Annotated in this window: 14 protein-coding genes and 1 pseudogene; 5 read left to right on the forward strand and 10 right to left on the reverse strand. The window is 69.4% G+C overall.

All coding sequences use genetic code 11. The features are described from left to right. Positions 1 to 43 precede the first annotated feature (43 nt). Together AS594_RS07585 and AS594_RS07590 are read right to left on the reverse strand one after the other, a co-directional pair. A complete protein-coding gene (locus AS594_RS07585) occupies positions 44 to 373 on the reverse strand; it encodes a helix-turn-helix domain-containing protein (protein WP_069930334.1) in 330 nt (109 codons plus the stop codon). 62 nt (positions 374 to 435) lie between these two features. Beyond that, positions 436 to 687, reverse strand: coding sequence for a hypothetical protein (locus AS594_RS07590; RefSeq protein WP_069930333.1), 252 nt, complete (start codon positions 685 to 687; stop codon positions 436 to 438). A 144-nt stretch (positions 688 to 831) separates the two neighbouring features. Here AS594_RS07590 and AS594_RS07595 point away from each other — a divergent pair, with 144 nt between their 5' ends. From AS594_RS07595 to AS594_RS07605, 3 genes are all read left to right on the forward strand, one after another. Further along, entirely contained in the window at positions 832 to 1,653 is an 822-nt protein-coding gene (locus AS594_RS07595) for a TIM barrel protein (protein ID WP_069933246.1), read from the forward strand. A gap of 50 nt (positions 1,654 to 1,703) precedes the next feature. Beyond that, positions 1,704 to 2,600, forward strand: coding sequence for a 2-hydroxy-3-oxopropionate reductase (locus AS594_RS07600; protein ID WP_069933245.1), 897 nt, complete (start codon positions 1,704 to 1,706; stop codon positions 2,598 to 2,600). 199 nt (positions 2,601 to 2,799) lie between these two features. Next, the gene (locus tag AS594_RS07605) at positions 2,800 to 4,257 is read left to right on the forward strand and encodes a catalase (protein ID WP_069933244.1); all 1,458 of its coding nucleotides are present in this window, start codon (positions 2,800 to 2,802) and stop codon (positions 4,255 to 4,257) included. Positions 4,258 to 4,607: 350 nt separating this feature from the next. On the opposite strand, the gene AS594_RS07610 is transcribed toward AS594_RS07605, so the two are convergent. From AS594_RS07610 to gcl, 4 genes are all read right to left on the reverse strand, one after another. Beyond that, the gene (locus AS594_RS07610) at positions 4,608 to 5,720 is read right to left on the reverse strand and encodes a type III polyketide synthase (protein WP_069926257.1); all 1,113 of its coding nucleotides are present in this window, start codon (positions 5,718 to 5,720) and stop codon (positions 4,608 to 4,610) included. 89 nt (positions 5,721 to 5,809) lie between these two features. Beyond that, complete coding sequence (locus AS594_RS07615) at positions 5,810 to 7,042, reverse strand: cytochrome P450 (protein ID WP_069930335.1); 1,233 nt, start codon at positions 7,040 to 7,042, stop codon at positions 5,810 to 5,812. Between the two features lie 79 nt (positions 7,043 to 7,121). Next, the gene (locus AS594_RS07620) at positions 7,122 to 8,492 is read right to left on the reverse strand and encodes a vanadium-dependent haloperoxidase (RefSeq protein WP_240508960.1); all 1,371 of its coding nucleotides are present in this window, start codon (positions 8,490 to 8,492) and stop codon (positions 7,122 to 7,124) included. A 195-nt stretch (positions 8,493 to 8,687) separates the two neighbouring features. Beyond that, positions 8,688 to 10,472: a glyoxylate carboligase gene (gene gcl, locus AS594_RS07625; RefSeq protein WP_069930337.1), complete on the reverse strand. Its 1,785-nt coding sequence runs from the start codon at positions 10,470 to 10,472 to the stop codon at positions 8,688 to 8,690. Positions 10,473 to 10,759: 287 nt separating this feature from the next. On the opposite strand from gcl, the gene AS594_RS07630 reads away from it, so the two are divergent. Then, positions 10,760 to 11,521, forward strand: coding sequence for a hypothetical protein (locus AS594_RS07630; RefSeq protein WP_069926258.1), 762 nt, complete (start codon positions 10,760 to 10,762; stop codon positions 11,519 to 11,521). A 218-nt stretch (positions 11,522 to 11,739) separates the two neighbouring features. Here the strand turns inward: AS594_RS07630 and AS594_RS44560 are convergent, their stop codons facing one another. Both AS594_RS44560 and AS594_RS07635 read right to left on the reverse strand, forming a co-directional pair. After that, positions 11,740 to 11,913 carry a hypothetical protein gene (locus AS594_RS44560; RefSeq protein ID WP_167368002.1) on the reverse strand — a complete coding sequence of 58 codons (174 nt, stop codon included), beginning with the start codon at positions 11,911 to 11,913 and terminating at the stop codon, positions 11,740 to 11,742. Between the two features lie 307 nt (positions 11,914 to 12,220). Beyond that, positions 12,221 to 12,661 (reverse strand): glycine-rich domain-containing protein, encoded by a 441-nt coding sequence (locus AS594_RS07635; protein WP_069926259.1) that lies wholly within the window; start codon positions 12,659 to 12,661, stop codon positions 12,221 to 12,223. Between the two features lie 418 nt (positions 12,662 to 13,079). Between AS594_RS07635 and AS594_RS07640 the strand changes: the two genes are divergently transcribed. After that, positions 13,080 to 14,489 carry an NF041680 family putative transposase gene (locus AS594_RS07640; protein WP_069935050.1) on the forward strand — a complete coding sequence of 470 codons (1,410 nt, stop codon included), beginning with the start codon at positions 13,080 to 13,082 and terminating at the stop codon, positions 14,487 to 14,489. Between the two features lie 39 nt (positions 14,490 to 14,528). On the opposite strand, the pseudogene AS594_RS07645 reads toward AS594_RS07640, so the two are convergent. Then, a pseudogene (locus AS594_RS07645) lies at positions 14,529 to 15,235 on the reverse strand (AMP-binding protein); the annotation flags it as partial. Further along, positions 15,232 to 17,547, reverse strand: a complete 2,316-nt coding sequence (locus AS594_RS07650; RefSeq protein ID WP_069933243.1) for a recombinase family protein — start codon at positions 17,545 to 17,547, stop codon at positions 15,232 to 15,234. The gene AS594_RS07650 and the pseudogene AS594_RS07645, both read right to left, overlap by 4 nt. Between the last annotated feature and the right edge of the window lie 300 nt (positions 17,548 to 17,847).

Genomic DNA, 17,847 nt, shown 5'->3' on the forward strand with positions numbered 1-17,847 from the left:
TGCGAATGATCGATCAAATATGCCCACGCAATGGACGGCGGACCTAGTCGCTCTTGGCCGCGTTCGCGGCGTTCTCCCTGTTCAGGTAGTTGTAGACGGTGAAGCGGCTGACACCCAGGGCGCTCGCCACGGTCTCCACCCCGTGCCGCACGGAGAAGGCCCCGCGAGCCTCCAGGACCCGTACGACCGACTGCTTCTCCTTGCGGTCGAGCTCCGCCAGCGGCATACCGTGGCGGCGCTCCAGCGCGGCCAAGATGTGATCGAGGGAGTCCGAGAGCTGGGGAAGCCGTACGGCGACGACGTCCCGGCCCTCCCAGGCCAGCACCACGTCGTCACCCCGCGCCTGCTCCGGCACCATCATCTCGCCGCCCATGGCGTCGACCAGCGGCTTGACCGCGGTGACGAGGGGGTGGTCCTCAGGCCCGCCGAAATCCGTCACTTCTCGCCCTCCCCGATCACGTTGACCTGCAACGAGACCCGGGTGGCACCCGCATCCAGGGACCTGCGCAGCAGCGCGTCGACGGCGGTCAGCACCGCGTCGGCGCCGCCCTCGGCGGTGTTCCCGAACGGGCCTACGTCCACAGCGTCCAGCTCGGCCACCTGGATGACCTCGCGGGCGGCCAGCGCGTGCGCCGGCGCCTCGTCGAGGTCGAAGGGCTCGGTCGTGAACTCCACTCTCAATCGCACCATGCCCCCACGTTACTGGCGGGCCGGCCGGCCCCGGGAGGCCCCGACCTGGTCACGCCCTCTTGACAGGTCTCCGCGCCACCGTGCAACATTCCATCAGGCAGAAAATAACTTCCGCGATACGGAAGGAGCGCCGAAACCCTCATGGGCTACACGGACCAGCGCTTCGATGTGAACCTCTCGATCCTCTTCACGGAACTCCCGCTCCTCGAGCGCCCGGCGGCCGCCGCCGCGGCAGGCTTCAAGGCGGTCGAGCTGTGGTGGCCCTGGATCGAGACCCCCACCCCCGACCAGGCCGAGCTCGACGCGCTCAAGAAGGCGCTCGACGAGGCCGGCACCCAGCTGGTCGGCCTCAACTTCTACGCCGGGCAGCTGCCCGGCCCGGACCGCGGCGCACTCTCCGTGCCCGGCGAGGAGTCGGACCGCTTCCGCGCGAACATCGACGTGGCGGCGGACTTCGCCGCCTCGGTCGGCTGCAAGGCGCTGAACGCGCTCTACGGCAACCGCGTCGACGGCGTCGACCCGGAGGTCCAGGACAAGCTCGCCCTGGAGAACCTGGTGGTGGCCGCCCGCGCCGCCGACCGGGTGGGCGCGATCCTGCTGATCGAGACCCTCAACAAGCCGGAGTCGCCGCTCTACCCCCTGGTGAGCGCACCGGCCGGCATCGCGGTCGTCGACAAGGTCAACGAGGCCACCGGACTCGGCAACGCCAAGTTCCTCCTCGACATCTACCACCTGTCGATGAACGGCGAGAACCTCCCCGACGTGATCGCGGAGTACGCCGCCAAGACCGGCCACGTGCAGATCGCCGACAACCCCGGCCGCGGCGCCCCCGGCACGGGGGACCTGCCGCTCGAAAAGCTGCTCGACCTGCTCAAGAACGCCGGTTACGACGGCTGGGTGGGCCTGGAGTACAAGCCCGGCGACCGCCCGAGCGCCGAAGCCTTCGGCTGGCTCTCGAACTGACCATTTTTCGCGCGTGAGTTGAAGCGCGTGTGTTGAAAGAGGCACCCATCATGAGCACTCTCCCCAAGATCGGCTTCATCGGCCTCGGCATCATGGGCTCCCCCATGTCCGAGAACCTGCTGAAGGCGGGTTACGACGTCACCGGCTACACCCTCGAGCAGCCCAAGATCGACCGCCTCGTCGCCGCCGGCGGCAAGGGCGCGTCCTCGATCGCCGAGGCCGTCAAGGACGCCGACGTCATCATCACGATGGTGCCCGCCTCCCCGCAGGTCGAGGCGATCGCGTACGGTCCGGACGGCATCCTGGAGAACGCCAGGAAGGGCGCCCTCCTGATCGACATGTCCTCGATCACCCCGCAGACCTCCGTCGACCTGGGCAAGGCCGGCGCCGAGAAGGGCCTGCGCGTCCTGGACGCCCCGGTCTCCGGCGGCGAGGCCGGCGCGATCGAGGCCGTACTGTCGATCATGGTCGGCGGTTCGCAGGAGGACTTCGAGTCCGCCAAGCCGGTGCTCGAAGCGCTCGGCAAGACCATCGTCCTGTGCGGTCCGCACGGCTCCGGCCAGACGGTGAAGGCCGCGAACCAGCTGATCGTCGCGGTCAACATCCAGGCGTGCGCCGAGGCCGTGGTCTTCCTGGAGAAGTCGGGCGTCGACCTCACCGCCGCCCTCGACGTCCTCAACGGCGGACTGGCCGGCTCGACCGTCCTGACCCGCAAGAAGGACAACTTCCTCAACCGGGACTTCGCCCCCGGCTTCCGGATCGACCTGCACCACAAGGACATGGGCATCGTCACCGACGCCGCCCGCAATGTCGGTGCGGCGCTCCCCGTCGGCGCGGTCGTGGCCCAGCTGGTCGCCTCGCTGCGCGCCCAGGGCGACGGTGGCCTGGACCACTCCGCCCTGCTGCGCGCCGTCGAGCGCCTCTCCGGTCAGCCCGTCCAGAGCTGACCGGCCCCCCGACTTCCGGGCGGCGGCGGCGCTGACACCTGTCCTGTCGCGCCCAGGCGCCGCCGTCGCCCGGGACACCCATTTTTTTCGCTCCAGTCCGCGCCGATCCCTCTCTTCAACTTCAACAAACTGTTGACGTCACGCTCGGTGCGTACTTACGCTCCTCACGCCGCCAGCAGATTTCCGCAGGAAGGTCCCCATGTCGAAGCGTGTGCTCACGACCGAGTCAGGCGCCCCGGTCGCCGACAACCAGAATTCCGCCTCCGCCGGTGTCGGCGGTCCGCTCCTCCTCCAGGACCAGCACCTGCTGGAGAAGCTGGCCCGGTTCAACCGTGAGCGCATCCCGGAGCGCGTCGTCCACGCCCGCGGCTCGGGCGCGTACGGCTACTTCGAGGTGACCGACGACGTCACCGGCTTCACCCGCGCGAACTTCCTCGGCGAGGTGGGCAAGCGGACCGAGACGTTCATCCGCTTCTCCACCGTCGCGGACAGCCTCGGCGGCGCGGACGCGGTCCGCGACCCGCGCGGTTTCGCGCTGAAGTTCTACACCGAAGAGGGCAACTACGACCTCGTCGGCAACAACACCCCGGTGTTCTTCATCAAGGACCCGATCAAGTTCCCCGACTTCATCCACTCCCAGAAGCGCGACCCCTTCACGGGCAAGCAGGAGCCGGACAACGTCTGGGACTTCTGGGCCCACGCCCCCGAGGCGACGCACCAGATCACCTGGCTGATGGGCGACCGCGGCATCCCCGCGTCGTACCGCCACATGAACGGCTACGGCTCGCACACCTACCAGTGGACGAACGCCGCGGGCGAGGCCTTCTTCGTCAAGTACCACTTCAAGACGAACCAGGGCATCCGCTGCCTGTCCTCCGAGCAGGCGGCCGAGCAGGTCGGCAAGGACGCCAACTCGCACCAGACGGACCTGCTCCAGGCCATCGAGCGCGGCGTCAACCCGTCCTGGACGCTGTACGTCCAGGTCATGCCGGCCGCCGAGGCGCCGGACTACCGCTTCAACCCGTTCGACCTCACCAAGGTGTGGCCGCACGCCGACTACCCGCTCCAGCGGGTCGGCCGCCTGGTCCTCGACCGGAACCCCGACAACGTCTTCGCCGAGGTCGAGCAGGCCGCGTTCTCCCCGAACAACTTCGTTCCGGGCATCGGCCCCTCGCCCGACAAGATGCTCCAGGGCCGCCTCTTCGCCTACGCGGACGCCCACCGCTACCGCCTCGGTGTCAACCACACCCAGCTGCCGGTGAACGCCCCGAAGGCGACCGCGGCCGACAACTACGGCCGGGACGGCGCCATGGCGACCCGCTACGGCTCGCGCTACGACAAGAACTACGAGCCCAACTCGTACGACGGTCCCGCGCAGACCGACGCGGCGCTCTCCGCCCCGCTGGCGCTGGCCGGCTGGACGGGCACGCACGCGGCCGCCGTCCACGTCAAGGACGACGACTTCTTCCAGGCCGGTGAGCTCTACCGCCTGATGTCGGCCGAGGAGAAGTCCCGTCTGATCGCGAACATCGCCGGCGGCCTGTCGCAGGTCAGCCGCGACGACGTGATCGAGAAGAACCTCGCGCACTTCCACGCCGCGGACGCGGAGTACGGCAAGCGCGTCGAGGAAGCGGTCCGCGCCCTGCGCGAGGACTAGTCACCCAGACCGCACCGCGGGCCCGACGGGAGGTCGGTCCGGTGGTGCAGTCCGTACCGCCGGCCCGAATGAGGGGTGGCCGGGGTCACGGACGGAAGGTGCCGCGGCGGCGTGCGAGCCAGTGCGGTGGTCAAGGCTCAAGGAACGCCCTTCTCGACCTGAGGGGAGGACGCCCGAAAGCTCATCGCCCACCGCCGCGGAACCCCTTCCCCACAGCTCCGCCCGACGGCGCGAACGTCCTGTCGCGCCAGTCTCGTGCCGTCGGGCGGCATCAGCTTCCCTGCCAGGGCGCGGGGTGGGTACGGACGGTCCCGTACCCACCCCGCGCCCTTCAGGTTTCCGCCGGGTCGTCAGCCGACCGGCACCACCGCCTCCTCGGGGACCCGCGTGCCGGCCTCACCGACGCCGGCCGGGGTGACGCCCACCCACCGGCCGAGGGCCGTCTCGGCGGTGATGCCGGGCCCGAACCCGGCGATCAGCCCGCCGGCCCCGGTCTCGACGGTGCCCTCCTCGAACATCCGGGCCAGGGCGTCGAAGACGACGGAACTGGCGATGTTCCCGCGTTCGGTGAGCGTGGCCCGGCTGAACCGGAACATCTCCGGCGGGAGGTCCAGGTAGTGGCACAGGTCGTCCAGGATGCGCGGCCCGCCCGCGTGGACGATAAAGAAGTCCATCTGCGCGACCTCCCAACTGTGCTGCGCCACGAGTGACTTGAGCGCGGGAGCCAGCATCTCCATGGTCCCCGGCACCCGCTTGTCGAGCATGAAGTGGAACCCGGTGTCCCGTACGGCGTACGAGATCCAGTCCTCGGTGTTCGGCACGAGATGCGAGCCGTTGCGCTCGATCCGCATGCCGGCACCGCCCTCGCCGCGCACCACCGCCGCCGAGATCGCGTCGCCGAACAGGCCGTTGGAGAGCAGCGATCCGACGCCCAGATCGGTCGGCTGGTAGCACAGCGAGCAGAACTCGCAGGACACGATCAGTACGTTGGCCCGCGGGTAGGCGGTGCAGAAATCGTGCGCGCGGTTGATCGCCGCACCGCCGGCGGCGCAGCCGAGCTGGGCGATGGGCAGCTGCCTGGTCTCCGACCGGAAGCCCATCGTGTTGATCAGCCAGGCGGTGAGCGACGGCATCATGAAGCCGGTGCAGGAGACATAGACGATCAGATCGATGTCCGCGGGCTCCACCTCCGCATGGGCGAGCGCCCGGCGCACGACGCCGGGGACACGCGCCTTGGCCTCGGCCTCGTACAGCTGGTTGCGGATCTCGAAACCCGGGTGGCGCAGGGTGTCCTCGATCGGCTGGACGATGTGCCGGGTGCGGACACCGGTGTTCTCGATGAGGCGCAGGACGAGGTCCCGCTGCGGGTGGCCCGCGTGCGTCTCGCGGGCCAGTTCCAGCGTCTGCTCCATCGTGATGACGTGGTCGGGTACGGCGACGGACGGTCGGCACAGTGTGGCCATGGTTTTTCCTTGTCTCATGCCGGGTCTCATGCCGGACAGCGGTATCGTCGCGCGGTCGTCACCGCGGGGCGGGCGTCACACGGGAGTTGTCACCACGTGACGGGCAGGGCGAGCGGGTGGCGCCAGATGGATGTCGTGTTCCATCGCATCCGCGACGGCTCCACCGCGAGCCGCAGCCCGGGGAAGCGGTCGAGGAGCGCGGCGAAGACCACTTCGAGTTCCATCGCCGCGAGCGGCGCCCCGAGGCAGTGGTGCGCCCCCCAGCCGAAGGTCATGTGGGGCACCGTGGGCCGGTCCACATCCAGCTCGTCGGGCCGGTCGAACATGCGCTCGTCGCGGTTCGCGGTGAGGTACGAGACATGGACGATGTCCCCGGCCCGGATCAGCACCCCGCTCAGCTCCACGTCCTCGGTGGCGACCCGCGGGATGCCGACGCCCTTGCGGAAGGGGATGAAGCGCAGGAGTTCCTCGATGGCCGCCGGAAGGGCCGAGGGCCGCGCGCGGAGCTTTCCGAGGACGTCGGGGCGGGTGAGCAGGGTGTACGCGATGTTCCCGATCTCGTACGTCGTGGTGTCCTGGCCCGTGATGAGCAGCACCATCGACATGACCGCCAGCTCGTCGTCGTCGAGCAGCTCGGCGCCGTCGCGGGCGGTGGCCAGCGTGCTGATCATGTCGTCGCCGGGGGCGCGGCGCCGTTCGGCGCTGAGCGCCGCGAAGTAGGCCCGCAGTTCGGCCTTGGCGCGGACGGCGGCGTCCCGGTTCTCGGCGCTCACGTTCATCATGGTGAGCGCGTGCGCGCGCAGCCTGGGCCGGTCCTCCTCGGGGATGCCGAGGACCTCGCAGATCGTCATGAGCGGCAGGGGCGCGGCCACATGCTCGACGAGATCGGCGGGCGGGCCGAGGTCCGTCATCCGGTCGAGCATCCGGTCCACGACGTTCTGCGTGCGCTCCCGCATCCGCTCCACGTGGCGTGGCGCGAAGCTCTTGGCAACCAGGCTGCGCAGCCGGCTGCTGGCCGGCGGGTCCATGAGGTTGATCGACTCGGACTGGACGATCGGCTCGGGCGTCATCCGCGGGAAGTCGCGGCCCTTGACGGCGCCGCGGCTGAACCGCCGGTCGGTGGTGACGGTCCGCACGTCCTCGTAGCGCGTCACGAGCCATGCCTCGCCCTCGCCGTACGGCATCCGGATGCGGGCGACCGGATCTGCCTCCAGCATCTGGCGGAGCTGTGGGTCGAACTCCAGGGCCTCCGCGTAATCGAAGGGACAGCTCCATACGGTGCCGGTGGTCTCCACGTCGCTCCAGACGGTGTGCGGGTCGATGTCCGACACACATCCCCAACCAGGAGGACGGTCATGTCCCCAAGAGGGCCAATTAACCGATTAGAGGGAGATTCGGACTTCAGCTCGGACACTTCGGGAGTGTCGTCCGCGCCCCTGAGGGCACCGCCTTGCGCAGCGGCTTGAAGTAGTGGCGGAGCGCCCAGTCCCCGATGCGGCTGCCGGCGGAGCAGCCGGCGATGTCCGCGCTGCGGAAGTGGATCCCGCCCCACACCCGGGCGTCGACCATGTCCTGGTTGAACCGGTCGGCGTGCGCGTAGTGCCGGGTGGTGGCCGTGGCCTCGGAGCGGACGTTCAGACCGAGGTGCGAGGTGCCGAGCACGCCGGCCGCGGTCCGCAGCGCGGCGCCGGCGACCGCCGCGTGCCCGCTGATGTAGTCGGGGTGCGGAGGGGTGACGAGCAGCGGCTGCCACCCGGGGTCCGCCTCGGTCGCCGGGTTGTCGTCGGTGTCGGCGAGGTGTACGGCGCTGATGGGCCGCCAGAAGCCGTAGTGCAGCTTGGAGTCCCATGCGGTGATCACCGCGTCGGCGGCGGACATGTTCACCGCGGCGAACAGCCGGGCCGTGTCCGCGATGCCGAGGTGGTGGCCGGCCGCGTACTCGCGGAAGGCGGTCTGGAGCTGGACCAGGAGGTTGCCGCCGAAGAAGAGGGCGGTCTCGGTCTGGTGCGCGGTTCTGCCGGACCCCGTCTTCGCCCCCATGGTCTTCACCTCGTTGACGTCACGGGCGTAGCGGGCCGAGGACAGGGCGGGCGGCGGACCGGGACGGACCTGGTCGGGGGCCTCGAGCAGGAGGGGGCGCAGCGTGCCGAGCCACGTGTCGAGGTAAGGCGCGTGGGCGGGCGGGGTCGGCCGCCAGACACCGGGTTCCGGCGGCGCGGTGTACTCCACCGGCTCGAACCGGCCGTCGTTCTCCCGGAGCCTGACGATGTGTGCGGCGGCGCGCTCTCCGTAGGCCACGCCCTGCTTCTCGGCGCGGCCGTCGGGGATCTTGGCGAGGGAGGTGGCGTACTCGGCGTCGAGGCGCGCCTGCGAAGCGGGGAAGTAGGCGAGCAGCACGCGGTGCGCGGCGGTGACGGCCGCCGCCTCCGGGGACGCGGTGACGGGGCCCCTCTCCCGCCATTTGTAGAGGGCGTACCGGCCCTGGATGCCGGCCACGGCGTTGTAGACGGCCGCGGAGACGAAGCCGTGCCAGACGGCGACCTGTCCGGAGGGGTGCATGGCGCCGAGGTTGGCGCTGATGGTCTGGGTGGTGACGGCGTTCCAGTGGCGGACGGCCGCGGGGTCCGTCGCCGGCGCCGGACGGCTGTCGGCGGCGGTCGCGGAGCCGGCCGCGCCGGGGACGGCGACGAGGGCGAGCGTCGCGACGATGCCGGCGACGGCTCGTACGCCCGGACGGGACGAGCGGGACGGCACAGGGCGGTTCAGGCGCACAGCAGGACTCTCCCTCGGGCGGTATGACCGGACGGGCACCGGAATGTGGTGCTGGGTCAAGAGCAACTGCTGGGTGCGGGCTCCGCAAGCCGAAGTACGCGAAGAGACGCATGTACGAGCCGAGGCCCGGCCTGCGGAAGCAGACCGGGCCTCGGGAACGGGCGTACGGGAACGGGCGTACGGGAACGCGGTGCGTCAGACGAGCGGGCGGATCGCCGTCGGCGCGTGGCCGGGCTCGGTGGCCAGCTCCTCGAACTCCGTGACGTCGCTCATGTCGACCGTCTTGCTCATCGAGATGTTGGTGATGCGCTCCAGGATGGCCTCGACGACCACGGGGACCTGGAACTCCTGGGCCAGCTTCTTGGCCTGCTCGAAGGCGGCACCCAACTCGTTCGGGTCGGTGACCCGGATGGCCTTGACGCCCAGACCCTCGGCGACCTTGACGTGGTCGACGCCGTAGACGCCCAGTTCCGGGGTGTTGATGTTCTCGAATTCGAGGTTGACCTCGAAGTTGATGCCCAGGCCGCCCTGTGCCTGGCGGATGAGCCCCAGGTAGGCGTTGTTCACCAGGACGTGGACATAGGGCACCTTGTGCTGCGCGGCGACGGCCAGTTCCTCGATCATGAACTGGAAGTCGTAGTCGCCCGAGAGCGCGACGATCGGGGTCTCCGGGTCGGCGGTCGCGGCGCCGATCGCGGCCGGGATGGTCCAGCCGAGCGGGCCGGCCTGGCCGCAGTTGATCCAGTTGCGGGGCCGGTAGACGTGCAGCATCTGCGCGCCGGCGATCTGGGAGAGGCCGATGGTGGTGACGTAGCGCGTCTCCGGGCCGAACGCCTTGTTCATCTCCTCGTACACGCGCTGCGGCTTCATCGGGATGTTGTCGAAGTGCGTACGGCGCTGGAGCGTGGCCTTGCGCTCCTGGCCGGAGGCGGCCCACGCGCTGAAGTCCGGCAGCTTGCCGTCGGCCTTCAGCTCCCTGGCCACCTCGATGAAGAGCTCCAGCGCGGCCTTGGCGTCGGAGGCGATACCGAAGTCCGGGGCGAAGATCTTGCCGATCTGGGTGGGCTCGATGTCGACGTGAACGAACTTGCGGCCCTTGGTGTAGGCGTCCAGGTTGTAACCGGTGTGACGGTTGGCCCAGCGGTTGCCGATGCCGAGGACGAAGTCCGACTCCAGGAACGTCGCGTTGCCGTAGCGGTGCGAGGTCTGCACACCGACCATGCCGGCGCTCAGCTCGTGGTCGTCCGGGATGGTGCCCCAGCCCATGAGGGTGGAGATGACCGGGACGCCGGTCAGCTCGGCGAACTCGACGAGCAGGTCGGAGGCGTCGGCGTTGATGATGCCGCCGCCGGCGACGATCAGCGGGCGCTCGGACTCCAGGAGGAACCGGATCGCCTTCTCCGCCTGGGCGCGGGTGGCGCGCGGCTTGTAGACCGGCAGCGGCTCGTAGGTCTCCGGGTCGAACTCGATCTCGGTCAGCTGGACGTCGATCGGGAGGTCGATCAGGACCGGGCCGGGGCGGCCGGAACGCATCAGGTGGAAGGCCTGCTGGAAGACACCGGGGACCTGCGCGGCCTCCAGGACCGTGGTGGCGGCCTTGGTCACGGGCTTGGCGATCGAGGCGATGTCGACGGCCTGGAAGTCCTCCTTGTGGAGCTTCGCGACCGGAGCCTGACCGGTGATGCACAGGATCGGGATCGAGTCCGCGATCGCGGAGTACAGACCGGTGATCATGTCGGTGCCGGCCGGGCCCGAGGTACCGATGCAGACACCGATGTTGCCCGCCTTGGCACGCGTGTAGCCCTCGGCCATGTGCGAGGCGCCCTCGACGTGGCGGGCCAACGTGTGCTTGACGCCACCGACGTTCTTGAGCTCGCGGTAGAAGGGGTTGATCGCCGCGCCGGGCACGCCGAACGCTTGCTCGACACCCTCCAGCTTGAGGATCTCCACTGCGGCGGCGGCGGCGGTCATTCGAGGCATCGCGTACTCCTGCTCGGCCAGTCGGAGTGCCTCACCGCTGCCGACCGGTGAGCGCCACTCCATTGTTTCCATAATGCGGAATTTCGATTCTGCTATACGGAAGCAATCTAGGGTGAGGTCCGCCGCGCGTCAAGAGCGGGCATTGGTTGAAGTCCCTCCCCAACGCGTCGCTCTTGGTGGACGATGGGCGACGTACCGCAGTCACAGGTGCGCGGTCGCGCGGGCCGCGGCCACCCGCACACGCCTGCGCGACGCACAGGGACGCCGACGGTCCGAGGGGGACGGTCATGGGAGAGAACGTGCCGGTGCGCTGCCCGGCATGCCGTCGACAGCACAGCTTCACGCCACCGGTCTTCCCGTGCGCGTGCGGGGAGCCGCTGGCACCGCCCCTGTTACGGGGCGCCGCGCCGGAGCGGATCACGCACCGCACCTGGACCGACGCGTGGGTGACCGTCCGGTGCGGCTCGTGCGGGCGCCAGGACCAGTGGCCGCAGCCCGAGCTGGGATGCGCCTGCGGAGCGGTGCTGCGCATTCCGGTACGCCCCGTACCGCGCTCCGCACCGCCGGCACCGACCGCCGGCGCGCCCGGGAGCGCCACCGCCACCGGCCGCACTCCCGCTCCCGGCCGTCCCGCGCACATCCCGCTGCCGCCGACGGCGGCTCCCCCGCGTCCGAAGTTCCGGCCGATGACGATCAGGACCGCGCGGGACGCGGTGACCGCGGCGGCGCTCTACCTCAAGTGGCTCGGGTTCCGCGACATCATGCAGTCCCCCGAGCGGCCCGCGTCCGGCATAGACCTGCGCGCCCCGGGCCTGGTCGCGCAGGTCGACCCGACGACCCGCCCGGGCAGCCTGCGCGACGTCGAGTGCCTGTGGCTGCACGGGCTCAGCGCATCGGCGGTGAGCGTGTTCTTCTCCCTCGCGGGGTACGCCGACGACGCGCGCGCCCGCGCGGACTCGCTCGGCGTCCCGCTCTTCGTCATGGACCTCACCGGGACGCCGCAACCGGTCAACCGTCCCGCGGACGAGCTGATCAGCACAGGCGCCTGACCGACGCCCCTCCACGGCGGCGTCGCGCGCTCGCGTCCGGTTACGCTTTCCACGCGAGAACAGGCGCCGTACGAGCGGATCACCGAGCAGGAGTTCGCGACGTACGAACTGACTTCGGTCGAGGACTCGACGGACGAGGACTGCACGCACGACTGGCGCCTGCCCTGTGCGCTGAACGGAGGTCGAGGCCCCCGCCCTAACCGGCTGGGGGCGTTCCGTCACCCTCCACTGGCAAGGAAGGTGAGGACGGCCACCCCGAGCAGGCCAGCCGCCACGAAGCCCGTCGACTTCGGCTTGCCGTGCCGGGCCGCCTCGACCGCGCACGGGAGCGCGACAATCAGCGCGAACATGAAACAAAAGGCGATCGCGAGCAACTTGGCGCCGATGTTCACCGGTACTTCTTCCTTCGTCTCAGAGGGAAGGTGACCGGACGTCATGACAGGCTCGACCGGCCACCTGTGGTGCATAGGTGGCATGTGGGTATCCGAGCTTCACCGTGTACCGGCCGCGGCGAGCGTCCACATCCCACACCGCGGAGCCTCGCCGATTGAGCACGAGGCGCTGGGCGGTGGGCATGGGCGCATCGAGCACCACGAGGGGGAGTTCGGGGGTCGAGTCAGGCAAGGTCACTCCTTCAATACGGGCGCGGCCAGCCCTACTTGAAGGCTGACCGCGCTCCTAACGCCAGAGCGGCGTCACTCAGTCATCGCGCCCATCGTCCGAGTCGCACTGGGCGGCGTTGGTGCCGTCGACCATCCAGAGGTCATCGAAGACCCGGAAGCTGGCGGCCTTCATCGCGTGAGCGGTTGCGGTGACCCGCTCCAGCGGACGCCCGCCCTCAACAGGGGCCGGCGCCGGGTTGTGGTGCAGGAACCGGCCCGCGTGGCGGTCGCAGAACTCGGCGTACGCCTTCGTGTGCAGAATGAAGGCGTGGTAGCCCTTGGCCACGTCGTCGCTGGGCATCATCGGGACCGTGGCCGTAGCGACGGTGGCCACGAACGCGATTGCCTGGTCGGCGATGAGTTCGGCGCGTGCCTTGCTCTCGCCGTCGTGGATCACCACGAGGTTCGTGATGCTGCCGAACAGGGTCTCGTCGACCAGCTCGCGTCCGGTCTTCAGGTCGTTCGCTACTGCGGTCATGCGTGTTCCTCTCGCGTAGGAGTGGTGCACTGCACTTGCCTCCCGCTCCGGCCACCGAGCAAGCTCACAGGTGCCCGGAGCGGGCACTGAAGGGTCCGCCCAGCGCGGGTACGGGGGAGCCATGGGAACCGTTGGCCTCCGCGCGGGGCGGACCGGATCATGGGGCGGTTGCCAGGGCCAGACCGAGCACCAGGCCGCACGAGGCGCTGATGCCGATGATGAATAAGACCCCGGCGAACCGTCCGATGGCGCGCATCACAGACCGGACCGGCAATGGGCGTCTCGGACAGCGTTGCGGGCGCTCAGCTCCTCGCGGGCGCTGGGCTGCACGACGCGGTCGGGCATGGCGTCCCACTCCGTGCCTCCGCCTAGGGGTCGGAGCTGAACGCGCCCGCCAACGAAGCCCTTTACGGCGCCGATTTCGCCGTTGTTCTCGTCCTTGGCAAGGTCGCCAAGGCGTGCGGATGCGTTGTTCGAGCTGGGCGACGCCGTGCTGTGTGCGGATGGTCCGGTCAGGTCGCTGGTGGAGCTGTCGCTGGTGGGCGAACACCGTCGCGGGCACGGTGGGCTCTACGACGCCCTGGCCGCAGGCCGAGTCGATGTCGCCCGGCTGCGGCGGGCGCTGGCCGCGGTGCCTCTGCCGCGGGCGGCGGACAACCAGCTGGTGCTGGCTGCCGACATCACTTGCTGGCTGCGGCCCGACGCGCACACCTCACCGCAGCGGATCCTGTGCCACACCTACGGGCGGGGCAAGGACCAGCACATTCCCGTTCCCGGCTGGCCGTACTCGGTGATCTGCGCGCTGGAGACGGGCCGTAGTTCGTGGACCGCGCCGCTGGACGCGCTGCGTCTGGCGCCGGGCGACGACGCTGCCACGGTCACCGCCGGGCAGATGCGCGAACTGGTCGAGCGACTGATCGCAGCCGGGCAGTGGAGGGACGGTGACCCGGAGATCCTGATTGTGGTGGACGCCGGATACGACGTGCCTCGCCTGGCCTTCCTGCTGAAGGATCTGCCGGTGCAGGTGCTGGGCCGGATGCGCTCGGACCGCGTCCTGCGCCGGGCGGCACCGCCCCGCACCCCTGGCACCCGGGGCCGCCCGCCCCGCCACGGTGGCGAGTTCGTCTTCGGCGACCCCGCCACCTGGGACACCCCCGACGCGGCAACCGTGACCGAGACCCGTCTCTACGGCACCGCCACCGCCCGGGCCTGGGACAGGCTCCACCCGAGACTGACCCACCGCTCCGCCTGGACGGCCCAGCTGGGCGCGTTGCCCGTAATCGAGGGCACCGTGATCCGCCTGCAGGTCGACCACCTGCCCAGCGGCGCGACACCCAAGCCGGTCTGGCTGTGGTGGTCGGGCACCGACGCCACCGAAACCGACATCGACCTGCTCTGGCAGGCATTCCTTCGGCGCTTCGACATCGAGCACACCTTCCGCCTGTTCAAGCAGACACTGGGCTGGACCTGCCCGAAGATCCGCACCCCGGAAGCCGCGGACCGCTGGAGCTGGCTCATCCTCGCCGTCTTCACCCAGCTCCGGCTCGCCCGCCCGCTGGCGGCCGATCTACGCCGGCCGTGGGAGAAACCGAGCCCGCCCGACAGGCTCACCCCCGCCCGGGTCCGTCGCGATTTCCGGCACCTCCGCCCGAACGCCGCCTGTCCCGCCGAAGCACCGAAACCCTCCCGCCCCGGCCCCGGACGGCCACCAGGACGCAAGAACACCCGGGCAACCCCACGCCACGACGTCCACACAGTCCGCAAAACAGACACCGCGAAACCACGACAGAGGAAGTCAACAACCCCACGACCCCGCCGCACAGGTTAAAGATCAAGCTAGAACATGTACCCCAAAGCGATACCACTTGAAGCAATGATAGAAGGGGACGGGCAGACAGATCCGGTCCCGCTCGGTGTAGCCGACCATCTCCCCTACGAAGTAACCGTTGTTGAGGATGTTGTGGTGGGAGAGAGTGGCCCCTTGGAGAAGCCGGTCGTACCCGAGGTGTGCTGGATGTTCACCGGATCGTCGCACGACAACTCGGGTGCGTACGAGGCCAGTTGGGCGTCGGTGACCCGCCGGGCCGCGTCGAGCAGCACGTCCCACGAACCGTCGTCGATGTAGTGGACGGCCCGCAGCTCGGTGCAGTCCGGCCGCACCTGGCCGATCAGCGCGCGGTAGTCGCTCGTCCTGTGGGACCGGGAGGCGAAGAGGACGGAGACACCGGCCTGGTCGAGCACGTACGCGAGCTCGTGCGCCCGGTAGGCCGGATTGATGTTCACCATGATCACGCCGATCCGGGCCGTCGCGTACTGCACGAGCACCCACTCCGCGCAGTTCACCGCCCAGATCCCGACCCGGTCGCCCTTCGCCACCCCGGGCCCGAGCAGCCCGCGCACGAGCTGGTCCACGGCCGAGCCGAATTCGGCGTACGTCCACCGGGTGCCGGCCGCGACGTCGACCAGCGCCTCGCGGTCCGGGTACGCCGCGACGGCCCGGTCGAGGTTCTGGCCGATCGTGTCGCCGAGGAGCGGCGTGGTGCCGGTCCCGTGCGTATACGCGTTGGCCCTCATCGCAGGTCCCCCTCGTCGTACTCGGCGCCGGAGCCCTTCGCCGTACGCTCACGCAGCTCGATCCGGCGGATCTTGCCGGACACGGTCCTGGGCAGTTCGGCGAATTCGATGCGCCGGATCCGCTGGTAGGGAGCGAGCACCGACCGCGAGTGGGCGAAGAGCACCCTGGCCGTGGCGGGCCCCGGCTCCCAGCCCTCGGCGAGTACGACATACGCCTTCGGCACGGCAAGCCGCAGCGGGTCCGGGGCGGGCACGACCGCCGCCTCGGCCACCGCCTCGTGCTCCAGCAGCGCGCTCTCCAGCTCGAACGGCGAGATCTTGTAGTGGGACGCCTTGAACGGGTCCTCATGATCAGGCGACTGATCTTCCCCAATGAACAGGCGCGGATCAATGCGCCCCTCAATACGCAGCGGAGGCAACGTGATCGCGTCCCGTGCCGGCTCTCCCGACGCCAGTGCAAGGGCTTCCATGAGGTCATCCCAAAGCCCTGACTTCAGCCAGCGGGTCCAGATGCTGGCTACGTTGCCGTATTTCAGATCGTTCCAGGCGCAGCCTGTACGAGCCTTCGTGAGCAGTGCGTCCAGCAGTCCCCGCGCGTCCGCAGGGCGCCGGCCCCTGCGGGCCTTCAGAATGGGCTCCACAAGCTCCCAGGCGCCGTCTGTGAGGTTCGGGACGACGCGCTCACGCTCACGGAACCAGGCGCTGATCTGGTCGTCCCTGCGAGTCTTGCGGGGGGCCTCCCCGAGGATCGTCACCCGCAGGTCCAGAAGGTCCATGATGTCCTCCTGCTGCCGGGCGTTCATGGAGTGCAGGCGTACGCGGGCAGTGTCGGCCAGCCAGCCGAGGTCCTGCGCCCGGTCGATGCTGCCCTGCATGTCCGCCTGCCACGCCAGCGCTTCGTTCCTGAGCTTTTCAAGATCGGCCAGCTTGGCCTCAAGGTCCCGCGTTGCGCGGGTAATGGCCTCTTGCGTCGCCTTCTTGTCGAGCCCTTTGCGCCGAGCCCTGCGTGCCGTGGCTTCAGTGGTGGCGTCGATCGTGCCTTCTTGCTCCTCGATCAGCTCATTGAGTTCCTTGACCCGGGCCTCGTAGTCCACGCCGTTGCTCTCGGCCAGTTCCACCCAGTCCTGCGTCATCTGCCGGACGCGATCCGGGTCTTCCAGCATCCGGCACGTCTCCGACCAGACGCGGCTCTCCAGGGCCGCGGCGTCGATCTGCGCGCAGTCGCACTTCGCCTTGCTCGTGCCTTGCTGGTTCTTACCCGTACATCGGTAGGCCCGGCCTTTGTCATTCCCGATGTTGCTCACGCCAGTGCGGAGCCGGCCGCACGTGCTGATGATGTGCTTGCTCAACGGATAGACCGCCGCTTCCTCAGTCCGGGGACCGCTGGAGGTGCGGGCAAGGGCCTTGTTCAGGCGCTCCATTTGCGCCTTCGTGAAGACGGGCTCCAGCTCGATGGAGACGGTCTCCCCGAACAGCGGGTTGCCGTCCGCGTCCAAGCGGACCTTCGGGCCCTTGGGGTTCCGGAAGACGCGTACTGCCTCCTGGATGGCCTGTCCGGTGAGTACGTGCCTCAAGGAGCCTCGCGGCCAGTAGTCCAGGGCCGGGCCGGGAATCCGCTCCGCGTTGTACATGTCCTCGACCTCCGCGCAACACATCCCCTCCTCGACGATGTAGCGGAAGGCTCGGTGCAGGATGGGGTAGCCCTCATGGGCGTCACCCGTGTCGAGCACGATCCGGCTTTCGCCCTTCACGCCCTTGTTCTCGATGCGGTAGCCGTACGGGGCGACCCCTCCAAGGTGCCCGCCAGTCTCCGCCTTCTCCTGCACGCCGCCCTGTGTGCGGTCACGGATGGTGACCCGCTCGTCTTCCGCGCGGTCCTGCTCCCTGCGCATGCGGGAGCGGCCCTCTTCGCTGGTGTTGTCGTAGTCCCCGCGGACGACGGCAACGAAGATCCCAAGGTCTTCGAGCTTCCAGACCCAGGGCCAGAAGGCGCGGTCGCGCCGGCCGATGGCGCGCTCTTCTTGGACGACGACCACATCGAAGGGGCACGGAATCTGCCGGGCGTCTGCCATGAGGCGCTTGAGGTCCGGGCGCTGAGTGTGGTCGAGACTGCCGCTGAACCCCTCGTCGGCGTAGGTGTCGACGTGGCTCCAGCCCTTCTTGGCGATGTGGGCCTTGGTGCGCTTGCCGGTGTAGGCGATGCCGTAGCCCTTGGTCTGTTCCTCTGTCGACACCCGCAGATAGTCAACTGCGCGCAAGCCGTCCACGGCTCGCTGCACCGACTCGACGGCCCGCGTGAGAGTCTTTGTCATGTCAGTCCTTCCCGACTGGCCAGACCCCGGCAGCGTGTCCGCGCTCCGGGGTCACCCATGTGGCGGGCAGCCTATGCCCCAGGACTGTCAACGTGCGGGGAGAACGACAGCATTAGCAGGCGGCGGTAGGCGTCCTCGTCGCGCTCCGTGTTGACGGACCACTCGACAGAGACGGCCAGCTCACTCTCTTCGCTGACGCGCTGCTTCAGCCACGCAACGGCTTTTTCTCCGGTATTGCTGATCCGTCCTGCATGCGGTGCTCCTCACGTCGTGCAGCGGTGTACCTCAGTGACCGGCTCG

This window comes from Streptomyces agglomeratus (genome assembly GCF_001746415.1).
Lineage (GTDB): Bacteria > Actinomycetota > Actinomycetes > Streptomycetales > Streptomycetaceae > Streptomyces > Streptomyces agglomeratus.